An 18,629-nucleotide genomic window follows, 5' to 3' on the forward strand; every position below is an offset into this window, starting at 1 on the left:
TTTCGCTGATGACACAAATTGTCAAGTCACGACTAAAGTATTTTTGCAGATGGTGACAGCCGGCTGGAAAACCCGCGACGCGGGTCATTGCCAGGGGAAATTGCCGGCGCTGCAAAACGGCGCGGAAACGCCAGCGACGCTGTCAGCCAGCAGGCCTGTCGCGCGTCAATCCTCGTGCAGCACAAATTCCAGGTAAAGATTGCGCTGCAGGATCGAGTGGTTGTCGTCGGACATCAGCGACACGATCAGCGCGCCATCGTCGCGGGTCCAGACGTCGAGCGCTTCCATGTTGTCGATCTGGTAGCCCATGTCGGCTTCGAGCAGCACCGGCCCGTCGGCGACGGCGCCCTTCTCGACGCCTTCGCCATAGATGCGCCGCAGCCGCATCTTGACGCCGCCGGCCATCGAAAAACTGCGCTCCAGAAGCAACAGGTCGCCGTCCGGCAGGAAGGCGCCGTCGGTGATGTCGAAATCGCCATTGCGCTTGACGGTGAAGACGCCCTTGTGCGGCCCTTCGATGATCGCGGCAAAGATGTTGCCGGCCTTGTCGAGGCTCTTTTCCGACACCACGACCAGTCCGCCCGCGTGCTGCCCGTTGGGATTGGCGCGGGTGACGGTCTCAAAGCCGCGATTACGGCGAAGTTCCCAAGCCGGAATCAGGAAGTCCAATTGCCTGAACGGCGCCTTCATGTCCGGATCGATCTTGAACTCTGCGATACGGTGATCGCCCTCGAAACCGACCGTGGCAATACCGTCCTTGACCGCGAGGCCTTCGGCATCAACCGCCCATTTCTCGTCGATCGGCTGACCGGCCGAATCGACCATCTGCTGCATGCGAAAATTCTGGATGCCGGAAGGCCGCTTCTCGGCATCGTGGACGAGGGTGCCGAAGAACCAGAAGCCGGTGTCGGCGACGCCGATGAAATCGCTGCCGGGCTTGAGGAACCGAAGTGCCGACAGCGCGCCGAAATCGCGCGTCGACGAGGTCATTTCGAGCCCACCGACGAATTCGAGCGGCCCGAACTGTTTGTCCGGCCGGCCGATATGGAATTCGCTGATCGGCCGTGCCGAGATTTCGGCCGGCTCGACCGAGGCCGGGCCGGCAGCGACAGCCGGGGCCAAAGTGATGCCGAACAACGCAATGGCGGCCAAAAGCTTCTGCCAAAAGCCGCCGCGGGAAAAAATCATCCGGCGCGCCGCATGCCGCCGCGCCGCGTGTCGCGCACGGTTTCCTCGGCGAACAGCGAGGCCAGCTGCTCGGTCATGGCGCCGGCCAGTTCTTCGGCATCGACGATGGTGACGGCGCGGCGATAGTAGCGGGTGACGTCGTGGCCAATGCCGATGGCCAAAAGCTCGACCGGCGAGCGCGTCTCGATGAGCTCGATGATGGCGCGCAGATGCCGCTCGAGATAATTGCCCGGATTGACCGACAGCGTCGAATCATCGACCGGCGCGCCGTCCGAGATCATCATCAGGATCTTGCGCTGCTCCGGCCGCGCGATCAGCCGGTTGTGCGCCCACAGCAGCGCCTCGCCGTCGATGTTTTCCTTGAGCAGGCCCTCGCGCATCATCAGGCCGAGGTTGCGGCGCGCCCGCCGCCACGGATGGTCGGCGGATTTGTAGATGATGTGGCGCAGATCGTTGAGCCGGCCGGGGTTCGGCGGCTTACCTTCCTTCAGCCATTTCTCGCGCGCCTGCCCGCCCTTCCAGGCGCGGGTGGTGAAGCCGAGGATTTCGACCGAGACGCCGCAGCGTTCCAGCGTGCGCGCCAGGATGTCGGCGCAGGTCGCGGCGACCGTGATCGGCCGGCCGCGCATCGAACCCGAATTGTCGAGCACCAGCGACACCACCGTGTCGCGGAATTTGGTATCGCGCTCCTGCTTGAAGGACAGAGGCTGCATCGGGTCGATGACGACGCGCACCAGCCGTGCCGGATCGAGATAGCCTTCTTCGAGGTCGAAATCCCAGGAGCGGTTCTGCTGCGCCATCAGGCGGCGCTGCAGCCGGTTGGCCAGCCGCCCGACGACGCCGGAAAGGTTGGCGAGCTGCTTGTCGAGGAAGGCGCGCAGTCGGTCGAGCTCCTCCTCCTCGCACAGTTCCTCCGCACCAACGGTCTCGTCGAAGGCCGTGGTGAAGACCTTGTAGTCGATCTCTTTCGGCAGATTGGTGAAGGGATTGTCATTGCGGCGCGCCTCGCCGGGCGTCTCCGCATCGGCGTCGTCATCGTCGGAGAGATCCTCGGCGGTGGCGTCGGAGGCTTCCGTCTCGGCCGATTGCTCGTCGTCCGACGATGCCTCTGTATCCTCGGACTGCGACTGCTCGGAGCCCGAATCGTCTTCGCCGCCCTCCTCGCTCTGCTCCTCGCCTTGCGGCTGGTTTTCGTCGTTGTCCTCGGAGTCTTCCGTCTCCTGGTCGTCGCCGAGCTCCTCCGCCATTTCCATGGAGGCGAGCATCTCGCGCACGACGCGGGCGAACGCCTGCTGGTCGTCGAGCTTTGCCGACAGCCCGTCCAGATCGGCACTGGCTTTTTCCTCGACCCAGGGGCGCCAGAGATCGACCAGCCGTTCGCCGCTCTTCGGCACAGTGCGGCCGGTCAGCTTTTCGCGCACCATCAGCGCCAGCGCTTCCTCGATCGGCGCGTCGGCCTTGTCCTTGACGTCGACGAGGTTGGCCCTGGCGTATTTGTCCTCCAGCATCGAGCCGATATTGTCGGCGACGCCCTGCATGGCGCGGCTGCCGATCGCCTCCACCCGGGCCTGCTCGACCGCGTCATAGATGGCGCGGGCCTGTTTGCCTTCCGGGGCCAGCCTGGTGTGGATGCGCGCATCGTGGCAGGCGCGCTTCAGCGCCATGGAATCGCCGAGCCCGCGGGTGATGGCGATGTCCGCCTTCGACGCTTTCTTCGGCAGTTCCGGCAGCCGGGCGCGGCTGCCGGCCAGCGCCGGCCGATCCTTGGCGAAACCGACCTCGAGATCCTTGTCGCCGGCGATGGCGCGCATGCAGACGGTGACGGCGCGCTTGAAGCTGTCGTTCTCAGCGCCGGTCTTGGATTTGTTTCGCGTGTTGTCGCCCGGACCCGCCATCGAGACTCTGCTTAGCCCAGCACCACATTCGCCGCCGATTCCGGCAGATCCTCGCCGAAGGCGCGTTGGTAGAACTCGGCGACCAGCGAGCGTTCCAGCTCGTCGCATTTGTTGAGGAAGGTCAGCCGGAACGCCATGCCGATATTGCCGAAGATTTCGGCATTCTCGGCCCAGGTGATAACCGTGCGCGGGCTCATGACCGTCGACAAATCGCCGTTGATGAAGGCCGAGCGCGTCATGTCGGCGACGCGCACCATCTTGTTGACGATCTCCTTGCCCTTGCCATCGCGGTAGTGCTTGGCCTTGGCCAGCACGATGTTCACTTCATTGTCGTGCGGCAGGTAATTCAGCGTGGTGACGATTGACCAGCGGTCCATCTGCGCCTGGTTGATCTGCTGGGTGCCGTGGTAGAGGCCGGTGGTGTCGCCCAGCCCAACCGTGTTGGCGGTCGAAAACAGCCGGAAGGCCGGGTGCGGGCGGATGACCCGGCTCTGGTCGAGCAGCGTCAGCCGGCCCGACGATTCCAGCACGCGCTGGATGACGAACATCACGTCCGGGCGGCCGGCATCGTACTCGTCGAAGCACAGCGCGACATTGTGCTGATAGGCCCAGGGCAGGATGCCGTCGCGGAATTCGGTGATCTGCAGCCCGTCCTTGACCACGATGGCGTCCTTGCCGACGAGGTCGATACGGCTGACATGGCTATCGAGATTGACACGCACGCAGGGCCAGTTGAGGCGGGCGGCGACCTGCTCGATATGCGTCGACTTGCCGGTGCCGTGATAGCCCGACACCATGACGCGGCGATTGTAGGCAAAGCCGGCGAGAATCGCCATGGTCGTGTTCTTGTCGAACAGGTAGTCCGGATCGATGTCGGGGACATGCTCGCTCGTCACCGCATAGGCCGGCACCACCATCTTGGAGTCGAAGCCGAATGTCTCCTTCACCGACACCGTGGTGTCGGGCAGGTTGGCGATGTCGCGATCGACCTTGTTCATCTCTATCAACGTCTCCACAAGCGAAACGCCGCGTTTCGCCGGCAATCGATTTTGTTCGGGGGCGGTCTTAGAGCCTTTTCCAACCTTATGAAAGTTGGAAAACGACACGAACCGTAAGGTCGCTCAGCACAAACCTGCCTGCTTGAGCACGCGATACGCCTGGAGCACATCGCGGAACCGGTCTTCCGAACCTCTGTCGCCGCCATTCGCATCCGGATGGTGGCGTTTCACAAGTTCCTTATAGCGCGCCTTGATATCCTTGCCAGTTGCCTTTGTATCAAGGCCAAGCGTTTCCAGTGCCTTGGCCTCAAGCGGCTTGGCCTTGCGCTCGCGTGCTTCGCGCGGGTCCTTCGGGCCTTTGAACAGGTCGAACGGATCGCGCATGCGATTGTAGTAGCCGGCGCGACCGGAGCGCGCCTGGGCAAAGTCCGGCGAGGAGCGGGTCGATGCGCCGTTGACGCCCATTTTCCAGGTCGGCCGGTGGCCGGTCATGGCTTCCTTCTGGAAGCGCGCGATCTCGGTGTCGGGAACGCCCGAGAAATAATTGAAGCCCTTGTTGTACTCGCGCACATGGTCGAAGCAGAACTGGAAATACTCGCCTTCCTTCATCCGTCCGACCGGGGCACGGTGGGTACCGGCCTCCTTGCAGCCATCCCACTGGCAGATCGGCGAACGCGACTTCAGCTCCGCGTCCTTCTCCGGGCGGATGCGAATCTTTTCGAAATATTTTGGGTACGGCTTCATCTCACCCATTTATGGGCTGTTCGCGCATGCGAAACAAGAATTGACATTTTCGCGATGATCGCCCTAACCGCTGAATCGCGGCATAAAACCGGCGAATTGCGAATTTTGTGCGATGACATAGATGTGGTGAAGGGAAGCGGCGATGTCCATACAGGCAACGATGGAAGATAAGCTGAAAAAGGCGTTTTCGCCGGAACGGCTGGACGTCATCAACGAAAGCCATCTCCATGCCGGGCATCATCATGTGGATTCCGGCCATCACGCCACCTTCGACGGCGCCGGCGAGACGCATTTCCGCGTCCGCATCGTCGCGCCAGCCTTTGCCGGCATGAGCCGCGTCGAACGTCACCGCGCCGTCAACACATTGCTGGCCGAGGAATTGAAATCCGGCGTGCATGCCCTGGCGATCGAGCCGGCAGCGCCCGGCGAAAAGACCCGCTGGTAGATTTCAGCCGAGGCTCGCCCTCAGGAAAGCCATCACCGCTGCGGTCAATGCATCGCCCTCGGTGCCGAAGTCGCGATTGATCGACATGTGCGAATAGGCGCCGCCGTCGAACAGCGTGACCCTGGTTCCGGTGGCGCGCAGACGCCCGGCGAAGGCCTGCGCGTCCGCCGCGCGGGCTTTCGCCCGCGAATGGGCGATGAAGGTCGGCGGGTGCTTGCGGCCTTCCACATAGGTGACAGGCGACAGCGCGCGCCACTGTGCCGGATCGGGAAAGGCGCGGGCATAGACCCCTGCCATGCCGCCGCTTCTGGCCAGCGCCTCCAGATCGTAGGCCCTGGTGTCGTCGAGAACCAGCGCTGCGACGCCGGGCAGGCCGCCGCGCAGCCCGGTCAATGCGACGAGATGGCAGCCGGCCGAATGGCCCATGGCGACGATCCGGTCCGGATCGCCGCCATGCCTGGCGATGTTGGCGCGGACGTAACGATAGGCCAGTTCGACATCTGCCGCCTGGGTGGCGACGTCGGCCTTGGGCAGCATCCGGTAGTCGATCGAGACGAAGCCGAAGCCATTGTCGAGCAGGAATTGCGGCTTGGCATTGACGTTGCCGCGGTTGCCGACTCGCCAGGCGCCGCCATGGACGAAAAAGACGACCGGCAGGCCGCTTGCGCCGTCGCGGGAATAAATGTCGAGCTTGGCCGGCCCATAGTCGAAGGTTTCGGGCGACGGCGAACGCAGCCGCAATGCCGCCGCAGCCTGTCCCGGCAGCAGCGCCGCCATCGACGCCAGAAGCAGGCTTCGCCGATCGATCTTCATCAACGCCTGACTGCCCACGGCTGCCACAAGGTGCGCACTGTCATTCTCCAAGCATCGCCGGCTTGATCCTCAGCCGCGCGATACGGTTCTTGTCGCGCTTCATGACGACGAAGCGCTTGCCGTGAAACGTAAAGGCCTGCTTTTCGTCCGGGATCGACTGCGCCTCGTGGATGACAAGGCCGGCGATGGTGGTGGCTTCCTCGTCCGGCAGGTTCCAGTCGAGCGCCCGATTAAGGTCGCGGATCGGCACCGTGCCGTCGACGACAACGGAGCCGTCGGCCTCCTGCTTGACGCCCTGGATGTCGATGTCGTGCTCGTCGGCGATCTCGCCGACGATCTCCTCGATGATGTCCTCCAGCGTCACCAGCCCTTCGACCTCGCCATATTCGTCGACGACGATGGCGAAATGCGCCTTGCGGCGCAGGAAGGCATTGAGCTGCTCCTGAAGCGTCGTGGTGTCGGGCACGAACCACGGTTTCGACGCGATCTTCATCACGTCGATCCTGGAAAAATCGTTGCCGACCTCGTTCAGCGCGCGCAGCAGATCCTTCGCGTGCAGCACGCCGACAATGTTGTCGAGCGAACCCTTCCACAACGGCATGCGGGTGTGCGGGCTCTGCAGGATCTCGCGAACCACCGCTTCGGGCGGGTCGTCGGCGTTGACCGAGCGCATATTGGTGCGGTGGACCATGACGTCCGACACTTCGAGCTCCTCGAGGTCGAACAGGCCGCCGATGCGGGCGCGGTCCTCGCGCACCACCTGGCCGTCGCGGCGGAAATCGTCGACGGCGCCGCGCAGTTCCTCGCGCGCAGAGCGCTGCGGCTCCATGCGTTGCAGCTCGTAGCCGAAGGCGGCGAGCAGGCGCCGGCGCAAGACGAAGCCCAGCACGCCGAGGCCGGCGAGCACGGCAGCCGCGATCCAGCCGGCCTGGCTCATCCCGGCCGGCTTTCCTGCCGACCCGGATGGTTCTCCCGGAGGAACGCCAGCACTTCCGAGGCCGGCACATCCCTGGCGATGAAGGCCTGGCCGACGCCGCGCGTCAGGATGAAGGTCAGCGCGCCGCGCGACACCTTCTTGTCCTGGGTGATGAAGGAGAACAGCGTCTCGGCGTCGGGCAGTTCGCCTGGAATGTCGGCCATCCGCCAGGGCAGACCGACGGCGCGAAGATGCGCCTCGACACGCGCAGCGTCGTCGGGGCTCGCCAAATTGAGCCTTGACGAAAAGCGGTGCGCCAGCGCCATGCCGATGGCGACGCCCTCGCCATGCACGAGCCTTGCGCCGCCATAGCCGGTCGCCGCCTCCAGCGCATGACCGAAGGTGTGGCCGAGATTGAGCAACGCGCGGTCGCCGGTCTCGAACTCGTCGCGGGCAACGACGTCGGCCTTGGCACGACAGGCCTCGGCGATGGCCGCAGCCCGCTCCGGCCCGCCGGCAAACACTTGACGCCAGTTTTCTTCCAGCCAGGCGAAAAACTCGGGCCGGTCGATCAGCCCATATTTGGCCAGTTCGGCATAGCCGGCGCGAAACTCGCGGATCGGCAGCGTGTCGAGCACTTCGGTGTCGGCCAGCACCAGCTTCGGCTGGTGGAATACCCCGACGAGGTTCTTGCCGCGCTTGCTGTTGATGCCGGTCTTGCCGCCGACGGAGGAATCGACCTGCGCCAGCAGCGAGGTCGGAACCTGCACAAAGTTCATGCCGCGCCGCGCGATGCCGGCGGCGAAGCCGGCCAGGTCGCCGATGACGCCGCCGCCGAGCGCGATGACGACATCGCCGCGCTCCAGCTTGGCGGCCAGCACGCCGTCGACCACCTCCTCGAGATGCGCAAAGCTCTTGGTCTTTTCGCCTGGCGGCAGCGTGATGACGGCATGTTGGATGCCACCGCTTGCCAGGCCGGCCGCAAGCGCTGCGAGATGCGCGCTAGCGACGTTTTCGTCGGTGACGACCGCCGCCCGCGTTCCCGGCAGACGGCGCGAGATCTCGGCGCCGGCGCGTGACAGCAGGCCGGGGCCGATCAAAATGTCGTAGGCACGCTCGCCAAGCCCGACTTCGACAGTGACCGTTGCATCAGCGCTCACGACCGCACCTCGTCGATGCCGGCAACGCCAAGATGGCCGCGCAGCGCGTCCACCACTTCGGCGGCAATGATCTCCTTGCGGTCGTCGCGGGTCGGCACGACGACATCGGCCGCGGCATAAACCGGGTAGCGTTCCGCCATCAGCCGTTCAAGCACGGCGCGCGGATCGGCGCTTTTCAGCAGCGGCCGGTTCTGTTTCTTGGAAACGCGCTCCATCAACAGGTCGATCTCGGCCTTCAGCCAAACCGAAACGCCATGGCTGGCGATCGCCTCGCGCGTCTGCGCGTTCATGAAGGCACCGCCGCCGGTCGACAGCACCTGCGGCCCGTGCTCCAGCACACGCAGGATGACGCGCTGCTCCAGTGCCCGGAACTCCGCCTCGCCATAGCGCTCGAACAGGTCCGGGACGCTCATGCGCGAGACGCTTTCGATCTCCTGGTCGCTGTCGATGAAGGGCAGTGCCAGCATCGCCGCCACCTTGCGGCCGATCGCCGTCTTGCCGGCGCCCATCAGCCCGACAAAGACGATGGAACGGCCGCCCAGCCGGCCGAGCAGCGCGGCATGGCTCTCGCCCGGAGGATTTGCTGGTAGCGCGTTCATGCTTCTAGGGCCTCTTTGGCGGCGTATCGACATCAAAAGCCTGTTTGCGTCAAGCGCGGCGCAACCGGGACTATGGGCTTCACCCTTGAATTGGCCGGATTGGCGTCTCATAAGGGCACAGGGTTGGAAATGCAGAATAAGACGACGGGCGAAAATTAATGCCAACACTGTTTCGCTTTGTCGTGACGCTCGCGATTCTGGCCGGCATTGTCTATGGCGCGATGTTCGCCCTGGTCATGTTCGTCGAGCCGAGGAAGGCGGAAATGAGCGTGCGTATCCCTCCGGAAAAGCTCAATCCCAAAAAATGAACAGCGCCGCTCGCATCGAAGCCTTCCTGGAGATGATGAGCGCCGAGCGCGGCGCCGCCGAAAACACGCTTTCCTCCTATCGCCGCGACCTCGAAGACGCTTCCGCCGGGATCGGCGGTGGGCTTGCCGCTGCCACCAGCGCCGACATCCGTGCCTATCTCGACGACATCGCCGCGCGCGGCTTTGCCGCCACCTCGCAGGCGCGCAAATTGTCGGCGATCCGGCAGTTCTTCAAGTTTCTCTATGCCGAGGGCCTGCGCGGCGACGATCCGACCGGCACGCTGGACAGCCCGAGGAAGGGCCGGCCGCTGCCGAAGACGATGAGCGAAGCCGATACCGGCCGGCTGCTCGACCGCGCCGCGCAGGAGGCCTCCATGCATGGCGCCGACAGGCTGGCGGCGCTGCGCCTGCACGCGCTGGTCGAGGTGCTCTACGCCACCGGCTTGCGCGTTTCGGAGCTGGTCGGCCTTCCCGTGACGGTGGCGCAGCGCGACGACCGCTTCTTCATGGTGCGCGGCAAGGGCAACAAGGAGCGCATGGTGCCGCTGTCGGCCAAGGCGCGCACGGCGATGCGGACCTGGCTTGCCGCCCGGGCGGCGGTGCCGGCTCTTGCCGACAGCCCGTTCCTGTTTCCGGCCGCCGCCGACAGCGGCTATCTCTCGAGACAGGTCTTTGCCCGCGAGCTGAAAGCGCTTGCCGCACGGGCCGGCATTGCCGCGGCGAAGATATCGCCGCATGTGCTGCGCCATGCTTTCGCCAGCCATCTCTTGCAGAACGGCGCCGATCTCAGGGCCGTGCAGCAGCTGCTCGGTCATGCCGATATTTCAACGACGCAGATCTACACGCATGTGCTGGAGGAGCGGCTGGTGCGTCTGGTCAACGATCATCATCCGCTTGCCGACTAGGCGTCATGTCGCTATGTGAGAACGACGCTCCACCGCGCCCAGCCTGCATTTTCGGGCTTGCGTCAGTCATTGCCTTCCGACTTGCCGGTTCGCCCAAGAATGTACAATTACCTCGATTTCGAAAAGCCTGTGCAGGATCTCGAAGGCAAGATCCTTGAGCTGAAGAAGCTTGCCGAGAACGGCGAGGCGGTCGATGTCGGCGATGAGATCGCCCGTCTCGAGAAGCGCTCGCGCGATGCGCTGCGCGACGCCTACAAGGCGCTGACGCCATGGCAGAAGGTGCAGGTGGCGCGCCATCCGGACAGGCCGCATTGCATCGACTACATCAAGGGCCTGCTTACCGATTTCACGCCGCTTGCCGGCGACCGCAATTTCGGCGAGGACCAGGCGATCGTCGGCGGCTTCGCCCGCTTTCGCGGCGAGCCGGTGGCGATCATCGGCCAGGAGAAGGGTTCCGATACGGCAAGCCGGCTGAAGCATAATTTCGGCTCGGTGCGGCCGGAGGGCTACCGCAAGGCGGTGCGGCTGATGGAACTCGCCGACCGCTTCCAGATCCCGCTGCTGACGCTGGTCGACACGGCCGGCGCCTATCCCGGCGTCAACGCCGAAGAGCGCGGCCAGGCGGAAGCCATCGCCCGCTCGACCTCGGCCTGCCTTGGCCTGAAGGTGCCGTCGATCTCGGTGGTGATCGGCGAAGGCGGCTCGGGCGGCGCTATAGCGATCGCCACCGCCAACCGCGTCTACATGCTCGAACACGCCATCTATTCGGTGATCTCGCCGGAGGGCGCCGCCTCGATCCTGTGGCGCGATACCACGCGGTCCAAGGATGCTGCGACCAATATGAAGATCACGGCGCAGGACCTGCTGGAGCTGAAGATCATCGACGCCATCATCGCCGAGCCGCTCGGCGGTGCCCATCGCGCCCCCGAAACGGTGATCGCCGCCACCGGCGACCTCATCGCCAGGACGATGAAGGAATTCTCCGGCGCCAACACCGACTTCCGCGAGCATCGCCGCGAGAAATACCTGGCGATGGGCCGCAATCTGTAACCAACGCAGGCACGCGGCCTGAAATGTGGCGGCGTGAACCAGTTTCGCCACAAAAATGCCGCTGCATTCGGCTCAGTGAGCTTAACGTAAGGGGACGCGCCGCATGCTTGCGGTAAGGAATTTTCAAGGTTAACGGGCTTAAGGTCCGTCAGCGGTCGGTTTAGCAGCTGCGGCATCCGCGGCGCAGAGATGAAGACGATAGCCATATCCATGTTTGCCAAGCTTGCCCGCACCGGAGTTCTGATCGCTGCGATCGGCGTCGCCGGCTGCAATGACGCTTCGATGAAGGATTTTGCGCCGCAAGCCAACAAGCCGCTGCCGGACAAGATCCTGGCCGAGATGACGGCCAAGGGAATGGTCCGCACCTCTTCGGTGATGGCCCGCATCTTCAAGGAAGAAGGCAAGCTCGAAATCTGGAAGGCCAAGACCAACGGCCGCTACGACCTGGTCGCCAGCTACGACATCTGCAAATGGTCGGGCAAGCTCGGACCGAAGTTCACCGAAGGCGACCGCCAGGCGCCGGAAGGCTTTTACACGGTCCGCCCGGCACAGATGAACCCGCGGTCGAATTATCACCTGTCCTTCAACATCGGCTACCCGAACGCCTATGACCGCGCCAATGGCCGCACCGGTTCCAACCTGATGGTCCATGGCGCCTGCTCGTCGTCCGGCTGCTATTCGATGACCGACGCCCAGATCGAGCAGATCTACGCTTTCGGCCGCGACGCCTTCCAGGGCGGCCAGACCGAGTTCCAGATCCAGGCTTTTCCGTTCCGCATGACCGCAGCCAACATGGCGCGCTATCGCAACGATCCGAACTACGAATTCTGGAAGATGCTGAAGGTCGGCTACGACAATTTCGAGGTCACCAAGGTGCCGCCGAAAGTCGACGTCTGCGAGAAGCGCTACGTCTTCAACCAGGTAGCGGCCGACGGCTCGACGTTTAATCCGACCGGCGCTTGCCCTGTGACCACCCAGCCCGATTCGCTGAAGAGCGCCATCAACGCCTATCAAAGCACCTATGAGGCGGCCTTCAACGGCGCCATGAAGGCCAGCGTGCCGGCACCCAAGCCGACCATCGCCGGGATCAAGGAAGCCAGCATCGTTTCCGACTGGTCGAAACGGCGTGCGCGCGGCGAACGCGTGCCGATCGAGCCGCCCTCGCTCAACCCGGACGGCACCGTGGCCGAAACGGCACGCATGGGCCGCATCGATTCGCCGGCGGGCCGCAAGATGGCAGCGCTCGACGCCGAAAAGGCTGCCAAGCAGAAGGCCGAGGAACAGCGGCTTGCCGCGATAGAAGCGGCGAAGGCAGCGAAAGCGGCAGCCAAGGCGCAAGCCCTGGCCGAGAAGGAAGCCGCCAAGGCGCAGGCATTGGCCGAAAAGGATGCTGCCAAGTCGGCGGCCGAAGCGCCTGTCGCGACCGCAACCGTCGCGCCATCCGCGGAGGCCGTTCCGGTCGCCGAAACGCAGGCTGCGGACGCCGAAAGCACGGCGACAAGGCTGAAGAAGAAACTGCTCGGCATGTTTGGCGGCTGAGGTTCATGCTTGAACAGGAAGATGGGGGCCAGGAAGACAGGCCCTCAACCAGCCCCGCTGCCGTCTACGACCTCAAAGGCTTGAACTGCCCGTTGCCCGTGCTCAAGGCAAAAAAGCGCCTGGCCGCAATGCAGCCGGGCAGCCGCCTGTGGCTCGAAACCACCGACCCGCTCGCCGTCATCGACATTCCCGCCTTCTGCGCCGAGAGCGGCCATCGGCTGATCGAAACGACGGCGATGGCAGGCGGCCACCGCTTCCTGGTCGAGCGCGGGATCGACTGAGTCTCGACTTAGCTCGTTCTGGCGAAAGCGGCTGAGCGGGATAATCTCCCCCCTTGAGGGGGAGATGGCCGGCAGGCCAGAGGGGGTTGCCGCGCGTGAAGCGCCAACCTTTTCTTTCGTCCCACAGGGGGTCGCGCCAGCCGAGGCGACCCCCTCTGTCGCCTTCGGCGACATCTCCCCCTCAAGGGGGGAGATCACGATCCGGCAATAGCCAGCGGGTTGCTTTCCAGTGCTGCGCGATCCGGCGTGTCGATCGACGGCCGGTTGGTGAAGGCGGCGAACAGCCGCCGGACATAGTCTTCGGGCATGTCGAGCGTGATCAGCACCAGTCTGGTGCGGCGCTGGCTGTCCGGCCAGGCCGGCAGTTGCACCGGCGGATGCAGGATCTTCTGCACGCCATGGATAACCAGCGGCCGCGACCGGTCTTCTGCAAGCTCGATGACGCCTTTCATCCGCAAAAGGCGCTCGCCATGCGCCGAGCGCAACAGATCGAGGAACATCTCGATTGCCGAAAACGGCACCGGCCCGTCATGAACCAGCGAATACGAACGCACACGGGAATCGTGCCTGTGGTCATGGTGATCATGGTCGGCATGGTCATGCTCGTCGTGATCATGCCCGTCGTGATCATGCCCGCCGTGGTCATGGTCGTGGCCGGCTTGTTCGCCCAGCCAACGCTGCACATCGACGGATTTGGTGGCCGGATTGTAGAGGCCGCTATCGAACAGGGTCGCGGTGCTTGCCTCGCCCGCGTCGAGCACCACGGCGCCCGGGTTGAGCTGCCTGAGCCGCGCCCGCAACGCCTCGACATCGCCTGCATCCGTGGTCAGGTCGGCCTTGCTGAGCACCATGCGATCGGCGACGGCCACCTGCTTCACCGCCTCGACATGCGCATCGAGCGTCGCATTGCCGTTGACGGCATCGACCAGGGTGATGACGCCGTCGAGCCGGAAGGCCTGGACCAGGGCGGGGTGTGCCATGATCGACTGCAGTACGGGGGCGGGATCGGCGAGCCCGGTGGTCTCGACGATGACGCGGGCAAGCCGGTCGATGCGGCCGGTCTGCAGCCGGTCGACGAGGTCAGCCAGCGTGTCGACCAGCTCGCCGCGCACCGTGCAGCAGAGACAGCCGTCGGAGAGCTGGATGATGCCGTCGGAGGCCTGCTCGACCAGGAGATGGTCGATCGCCACCTCGCCGAACTCGTTGATGATGACGGCGGTGTCGGCGAGCGCCGGATCCCGGAGCAGCCGGTTGAGCAGCGTCGTCTTGCCGGCACCGAGAAAGCCGGTGAGCACCGAAACGGGGATCGGGAAGCCGGCCATGCGGCTAGTTCAGCGCCTTGGCCGGCTGCTGGACCTGCGCGGCGGTGGCGGATCCGGCCACAACTGGCTCGGCGCCGGCCGGCGGCGCCCGGTCCGGCCGCCATGTCGGCAGCGGCACGTCGGCATATTCCTGCCCGGAAGCGTCGACCATCGCCTTCGGCTTCGGCCCCGTGGCGCCGCCGAGGCCGACGGCGATCAGCGTCGGCACATGGTCGAGCTTTTCCTGATAGGGCGATTTCGGCACGTCCTTGCCCTTGTCGCCGACCGCGGGGGCGGCCTCCGACTGCTCCTCGACCGGCTTCTTCTTGCAGATTTCGTCATTCATGTCGTTGGCCGACATGGTGTCCCCATAGGCGGGCAGCGCCGCGACCGTCAGCCAGCTCGGCGCCGGGGTTGCAAAACCCTGGTCGAGCAGTTTTGCCGCCGCCTCGGCGCGGGTGACTGCCGATCGTTCGCCGAGCACCACGGCGACCAGGGTGCGGCCGTTGCGGGTCGCCGAGCCGATCATGTTGAAACCGGACGAGCAGACGAAACCCGTCTTCATGCCGTCGGCACCCGGATAGCGGCCGATCAGCAGGTTGTAGTTGGAGATCGCCTTCTTGCCGACGGCAAGGCCTTCGATCGAGAACCAGGGGGCATATTGCGGAAATTCCTTGCGAATCGCCATCACCAGCAAAGCGAGATCGCGCGCCGTCGTATACTGGTCCGGCGAATAGAGCCCGTTCGGATTGACGAAATGGGACCCGCTCATGCCGAGCCTCTGCGCTTCGGCGTTCATGCGCTCGGCGAAAGCCGCTTGCGAACCGCCGATATTCTCGCCGACCGCCATGGCGATATCGTTGGCCGATTTGACCAGCATCATCTTCAGCGCATTGTCCAACCGCATCACCGAGCCCGGCTTGAAGCCCATCTTGCTCGGCGGCTCGCCGGCGGAATGTTTCGTTACCTTGATCGGCGAATCGAGCTGGACCTCGCCCGCGGCAATCGCCCGAAACGCCACATAGGCGGTCATCAGCTTGGTCAGCGACGCCGGGTACCAGCGCCTGAACGCCTCCTTGTGCTGCAGGATCTTGCCGCTGTTCAGGTCGAACAGGATTGTCGGATTGGCCAAGGCAGGCCCGGCCAGCGACGCAAGCACCACCGTGCCCGCCACCAACAGTCTGAGGAAATGCCTGTAGCGCATCATGAAAACCGAAATAGCCTCTTGCCGCAGTCGCACCTGGCTCCGTAAGATTTCGTTACACGATCGCCAGGATAATGGTCCGGCCCTCTGTTCCCGGACCACAGTCGCGGTGCTATTTACTCTATGTGACGTCAACATGGCAAAGTGCTGCCGATCACAATGTGGAAGCAGCAGCACAATGCAAAGCAGCGTGCATGGTTGCAAGGCAGCAGGCACAATTGCAAAGCAGCAGGCCAAGACCGCCTGCTCCAACAGCGAAATGGAACCATCATGCCGATCCTGAACCGAGCCGCCGAAATGCAGGACGAGGTGGCCGGCTGGCGCCGCCATTTGCACCAGACGCCGGAGCTGAATTTCGACGTCTTCAAGACCGCCGCTTTCGTCACCGAGAAGCTGAAGGCTTTCGGCTGCGACGATATCGTGACGGGTTTGGGCAAGACCGGCGTCGTCGGCATCATCCGCGGCCGCCACGGCGAAGGGTCGACCATCGGCCTGCGCGCCGACATGGATGCCCTGCCGCTCAACGAGATCACCGGCAAATCCTATGCCTCGACCGTCCCCGGCAAGATGCACGCCTGCGGCCATGACGGCCACACCGCTATGTTGTTGGGTGCCGCCAAATACCTCGCCGAAACGCGCAATTTCGCCGGCTCCGTCGCGGTCATCTTCCAGCCGGCCGAAGAAGGCGGCGGCGGCGGCAACGAGATGGTCAAGGACGGTATGATGGAGCGCTTCGGTATCTCCAAGGTTTTCGGCATGCACAACATGCCGGGCCTGCCGATCGGCCAGTTCGCCATCAGGCCGGGCCCGATCATGGCGGCGACCGCCGAATTCACCATCACCGTCAAGGGCCGGGGCGGCCACGCGGCGATGCCGCACGGCACCATCGATCCGATCGTCATCACCAGCCAACTCGTCGGCGCATTGCAGACGATCGCCTCGCGCAGCACAGATCCGGTCGAGGCGGTGGTCGTCTCGGTGACGAAATTCCATGCCGGCGACGCCTATAACGTCATTCCCGAGACCGCCGAGATCGCCGGCACCGTACGCACGCTGAAGAAGGAAGTCGCCAAGAAGGCAGAGGAGCGCATCCGCGCACTTTGCCAAGGCCTGGGCGCTGCCTTCGGCGCGACAATCGAGGTTGATTACAATGCCAATTACCCCGTCACCTTCAACCATCCGGAAGAGACGGTCTTTGCCAGCGACATCGCGGCCGACGTCGCCGGCGACAGCCATGTGCACCGCGCCATCCAGCCGGTGATGGGCGGCGAGGATTTCTCCTACATGCTTGAAGCGCGGCCGGGCGCCTTCATCTTCATCGGCAACGGCGATACCGCCGGCCTGCACAACCCAGCCTACGACTTCAACGACGAGGTCATCCCGCACGGCATGAGCTATTGGGTGAAGCTGGCGGAAACAGCGCTGGCGGCGTAGCCATTCGGCATCGGCGGTGCGGCAACCGCCGCACCTCTGGGCGGCAAAACCGGGCAGGACATGTTCTGCTGGTCACTTCCGGCCGGACGACTTCCGGGCAAAGCCGAAGGCAATGCCCAGAGCAATACCTATACCGATGCCCGCAACAATGTTGTCCAACACGACGCCGATAGCCACGCCGATCACGACGCCGAGTGTGAGGTGTTTGGCATCCATTATGCCCGGTCATGTAGCGTGGAAGGGAAGAGCCGCAACCGCTACGGTCCGCTCTTCGGATCCTCGACCTCCAGCGCCTCCATGACCGGCGCCAGCTCATTGTCGTCGGCAGCCTGCGGCTCTTCGCCTGTCCTCGCCTTCTTCAGGGCTGCCTCGATCGCCTCCTGGATATTGCCGAGTTCGTCTTCGCGAACCTCGTGGCCATAGCCGGCAGCGTCGGCGTCCTGCTCGAATTGCTGCGCCAGAACGGCGACGCTCACCTCGCTCTCGGCCGGCAAATTGCCGACATTCTCCTGCAGCCACGTTTGAAAGAACTCTTTGGTGGCGCTCATGCGGTGTCTCCTTCGGGACACTAAAGCGCGCCGGCGTCCCGAAAGTTCCGCTATCCCGACCTCTTTGGGGCCTGCTCCCACATTCGGCCAGGCGGCGTTGGCGCCGCCTGGCTCGGCTGCTTACTGGCTGACAGCAGTCGTCGGTTCGCACGACACGTTCGGGTTCATGTCCGCGAACGCGCCGGTCGGGTTGCCCTTCCAGGCCCAGACATGCAGCTCGTAGAACGGGCCGAGGCCGTAGCGGTTGGGGGCGCTGTTGAAGTTGAACAGATGCCCATCGAGCGAGGCCGGGCCTTTCGAGGTGATGTATTCGACCGCGATCAGTTTTAGCGTGCCGTCGGCCATCGGCTCGTACATCACCGCTTCCGGCTTGGCGACATCGACCGCGTCGTCCTTGAGGTAGCCGGGATTGACATAGTGGATGCCCATCGCGCCGCCGGTGATGCCGCTGGCGCAGGGAATGGGCGCGTAGCCCTCGGCGGTCGCCGCCGCCACATTCTCGAAGCGGCTGTTGGCCGCGCGTACCTTGTCGGCCAGCGGATTGGGACCGGGCGCGGGCGCTGCCTGATGCGCCTGCGCCAGCGCGGTGCAGGCCGACAGCAGCGCCGCGGCAGCGAGGAACTTGTTGCGAAAGTTGATTGTCATAGTCATTCCATTCTTCTTGAAAAGCACAGCCCGGCCGGCCGCCGGAAGTAAGGAGGTCCGGCAGGTGGGCGCTGTGGCTGTTGTTGCTGGGAGATCCCTGTCCCGATGCGACGAATGCCGATCATCCCTTCGGCAGATAGGGGATGGTTCCGGCCAGATCGGAGTTGTCGATCAGCTGGAAACGGCTGTCGCTGCCGCCCTGACGGGCCGAAACGAACGGCGCGTAGGCAGGATCGTCGGTGAAGGCGCGCGCCGCGGCCTCGGTCGGGAACGCCATCAAGGCAATCAGCGTCGTGTCGAGCGGCTTGCCTTCGAGCGTCTTCACATTGCCGCTGCGCGACAGATATCTGCCGCCGTGCTTGTGAACGAGGTCGTGGACCGACGCGGCATAGGCCGGCATCCACTTCGGGTCCCTCACCTTGATGTCTGCGATAACGTAAGCGGTCATGGGTCATGTCTCCTGGTCGTGCACAGGGGTATCCCGTGCAGCGGCAGAGGGGTCGCATGGCAAGGGTCGCGCCAGCCAGTCCCCGATCTGTACTGGTGTGGCGAATCCGAAATTCGCATTCACTTTGGAGCTACGCAGCGAGCGAATTTCGGATTCAAAAGCCACACCAGCAAGTGCTTGGATTTCCAGTGTGGTTTTGGATTTGAAG

Annotated in this window: 21 protein-coding genes; 7 read left to right on the forward strand and 14 right to left on the reverse strand. The window is 64.2% G+C overall.

Annotation, left to right across the window (positions count from 1 at the left end; genetic code table 11):
- Positions 1 to 165: 165 nt before the first annotated feature.
- From NKJ81_RS08800 to NKJ81_RS08815, 4 genes are all read right to left on the reverse strand, one after another.
- Positions 166 to 1,188, reverse strand: coding sequence for an esterase-like activity of phytase family protein (locus NKJ81_RS08800; RefSeq protein ID WP_352540215.1), 1,023 nt, complete (start codon positions 1,186 to 1,188; stop codon positions 166 to 168).
- A complete protein-coding gene (gene cobT / locus NKJ81_RS08805) occupies positions 1,185 to 3,083 on the reverse strand; it encodes a cobaltochelatase subunit CobT (protein WP_352451202.1) in 1,899 nt (632 codons plus the stop codon). The genes NKJ81_RS08800 and cobT overlap by 4 nt, the downstream gene beginning before the upstream one ends.
- An 11-nt stretch (positions 3,084 to 3,094) precedes the next feature.
- Positions 3,095 to 4,081 carry a cobaltochelatase subunit CobS gene (cobS, locus tag NKJ81_RS08810; RefSeq protein WP_352451201.1) on the reverse strand — a complete coding sequence of 329 codons (987 nt, stop codon included), beginning with the start codon at positions 4,079 to 4,081 and terminating at the stop codon, positions 3,095 to 3,097.
- A 123-nt stretch (positions 4,082 to 4,204) separates the two neighbouring features.
- The gene (locus NKJ81_RS08815) at positions 4,205 to 4,834 is read right to left on the reverse strand and encodes a J domain-containing protein (RefSeq protein ID WP_036238769.1); all 630 of its coding nucleotides are present in this window, start codon (positions 4,832 to 4,834) and stop codon (positions 4,205 to 4,207) included.
- Positions 4,835 to 4,967: 133 nt separating this feature from the next.
- Here NKJ81_RS08815 and NKJ81_RS08820 point away from each other — a divergent pair, with 133 nt between their 5' ends.
- Positions 4,968 to 5,270 carry a BolA family protein gene (locus NKJ81_RS08820; RefSeq protein WP_352540216.1) on the forward strand — a complete coding sequence of 101 codons (303 nt, stop codon included), beginning with the start codon at positions 4,968 to 4,970 and terminating at the stop codon, positions 5,268 to 5,270.
- Positions 5,271 to 5,273: 3 nt separating this feature from the next.
- On the opposite strand, the gene NKJ81_RS08825 is transcribed toward NKJ81_RS08820, so the two are convergent.
- Genes NKJ81_RS08825 through NKJ81_RS08840 form a run of 4 tightly spaced genes read right to left on the reverse strand, consistent with a single transcriptional unit; the run spans position 5,274 to position 8,758 of the window.
- A complete protein-coding gene (locus NKJ81_RS08825; RefSeq protein ID WP_352540339.1) occupies positions 5,274 to 6,083 on the reverse strand; it encodes an alpha/beta hydrolase in 810 nt (269 codons plus the stop codon).
- A gap of 40 nt (positions 6,084 to 6,123) precedes the next feature.
- Positions 6,124 to 7,020 (reverse strand): HlyC/CorC family transporter, encoded by an 897-nt coding sequence (locus NKJ81_RS08830; RefSeq protein ID WP_352471453.1) that lies wholly within the window; start codon positions 7,018 to 7,020, stop codon positions 6,124 to 6,126.
- A complete protein-coding gene (gene aroB, locus NKJ81_RS08835) occupies positions 7,017 to 8,159 on the reverse strand; it encodes a 3-dehydroquinate synthase (protein WP_352471454.1) in 1,143 nt (380 codons plus the stop codon). The genes NKJ81_RS08830 and aroB overlap by 4 nt, the downstream gene beginning before the upstream one ends.
- The gene (locus NKJ81_RS08840) at positions 8,156 to 8,758 is read right to left on the reverse strand and encodes a shikimate kinase (RefSeq protein ID WP_352471455.1); all 603 of its coding nucleotides are present in this window, start codon (positions 8,756 to 8,758) and stop codon (positions 8,156 to 8,158) included. The genes aroB and NKJ81_RS08840 overlap by 4 nt, the downstream gene beginning before the upstream one ends.
- Positions 8,759 to 8,916: 158 nt before the next feature.
- Between NKJ81_RS08840 and NKJ81_RS08845 the strand changes: the two genes are divergently transcribed.
- The 5 genes from NKJ81_RS08845 to NKJ81_RS08865 all read left to right on the forward strand — a co-directional run bounded on the left by NKJ81_RS08845 (position 8,917) and on the right by NKJ81_RS08865 (position 12,841).
- Positions 8,917 to 9,066 carry a hypothetical protein gene (locus NKJ81_RS08845; RefSeq protein WP_023677884.1) on the forward strand — a complete coding sequence of 50 codons (150 nt, stop codon included), beginning with the start codon at positions 8,917 to 8,919 and terminating at the stop codon, positions 9,064 to 9,066.
- The gene (locus tag NKJ81_RS08850) at positions 9,063 to 9,971 is read left to right on the forward strand and encodes a site-specific tyrosine recombinase XerD (RefSeq protein WP_352540217.1); all 909 of its coding nucleotides are present in this window, start codon (positions 9,063 to 9,065) and stop codon (positions 9,969 to 9,971) included. The genes NKJ81_RS08845 and NKJ81_RS08850 overlap by 4 nt, the downstream gene beginning before the upstream one ends.
- A gap of 99 nt (positions 9,972 to 10,070) precedes the next feature.
- Complete coding sequence (locus NKJ81_RS08855; RefSeq protein WP_352471457.1) at positions 10,071 to 11,021, forward strand: acetyl-CoA carboxylase carboxyltransferase subunit alpha; 951 nt, start codon at positions 10,071 to 10,073, stop codon at positions 11,019 to 11,021.
- 210 nt (positions 11,022 to 11,231) lie between these two features.
- A complete protein-coding gene (locus NKJ81_RS08860; RefSeq protein ID WP_352471493.1) occupies positions 11,232 to 12,560 on the forward strand; it encodes a L,D-transpeptidase family protein in 1,329 nt (442 codons plus the stop codon).
- Positions 12,561 to 12,565: 5 nt separating this feature from the next.
- Positions 12,566 to 12,841, forward strand: a complete 276-nt coding sequence (locus NKJ81_RS08865; RefSeq protein ID WP_352471458.1) for a sulfurtransferase TusA family protein — start codon at positions 12,566 to 12,568, stop codon at positions 12,839 to 12,841.
- 194 nt (positions 12,842 to 13,035) lie between these two features.
- Here NKJ81_RS08865 and NKJ81_RS08870 read toward each other — a convergent pair whose 3' ends face one another.
- Complete coding sequence (locus NKJ81_RS08870) at positions 13,036 to 14,163, reverse strand: CobW family GTP-binding protein (RefSeq protein ID WP_352540218.1); 1,128 nt, start codon at positions 14,161 to 14,163, stop codon at positions 13,036 to 13,038.
- 4 nt (positions 14,164 to 14,167) lie between these two features.
- Positions 14,168 to 15,346: a D-alanyl-D-alanine carboxypeptidase family protein gene (locus NKJ81_RS08875; RefSeq protein WP_352471494.1), complete on the reverse strand. Its 1,179-nt coding sequence runs from the start codon at positions 15,344 to 15,346 to the stop codon at positions 14,168 to 14,170.
- Between the two features lie 270 nt (positions 15,347 to 15,616).
- On the opposite strand from NKJ81_RS08875, the gene NKJ81_RS08880 reads away from it, so the two are divergent.
- The gene (locus NKJ81_RS08880; protein ID WP_352540219.1) at positions 15,617 to 16,780 is read left to right on the forward strand and encodes a M20 aminoacylase family protein; all 1,164 of its coding nucleotides are present in this window, start codon (positions 15,617 to 15,619) and stop codon (positions 16,778 to 16,780) included.
- Between the two features lie 72 nt (positions 16,781 to 16,852).
- On the opposite strand, the gene NKJ81_RS08885 is transcribed toward NKJ81_RS08880, so the two are convergent.
- The 4 genes from NKJ81_RS08885 to NKJ81_RS08900 form a co-directional block, all read right to left on the reverse strand.
- Positions 16,853 to 16,996: a glycine zipper domain-containing protein gene (locus NKJ81_RS08885; protein ID WP_352540220.1), complete on the reverse strand. Its 144-nt coding sequence runs from the start codon at positions 16,994 to 16,996 to the stop codon at positions 16,853 to 16,855.
- 41 nt (positions 16,997 to 17,037) lie between these two features.
- Positions 17,038 to 17,328 carry a hypothetical protein gene (locus NKJ81_RS08890; protein ID WP_352471460.1) on the reverse strand — a complete coding sequence of 97 codons (291 nt, stop codon included), beginning with the start codon at positions 17,326 to 17,328 and terminating at the stop codon, positions 17,038 to 17,040.
- Between the two features lie 120 nt (positions 17,329 to 17,448).
- Positions 17,449 to 17,979, reverse strand: a complete 531-nt coding sequence (locus tag NKJ81_RS08895) for a hypothetical protein (RefSeq protein ID WP_352471461.1) — start codon at positions 17,977 to 17,979, stop codon at positions 17,449 to 17,451.
- Positions 17,980 to 18,094: 115 nt separating this feature from the next.
- Positions 18,095 to 18,421 carry a DUF1330 domain-containing protein gene (locus NKJ81_RS08900; protein ID WP_023677873.1) on the reverse strand — a complete coding sequence of 109 codons (327 nt, stop codon included), beginning with the start codon at positions 18,419 to 18,421 and terminating at the stop codon, positions 18,095 to 18,097.
- Positions 18,422 to 18,629: the final 208 nt, after the last annotated feature.

The sequence above is a fragment of the Mesorhizobium sp. M0018 genome (assembly GCF_040323955.1).
GTDB lineage: Bacteria > Pseudomonadota > Alphaproteobacteria > Rhizobiales > Rhizobiaceae > Mesorhizobium.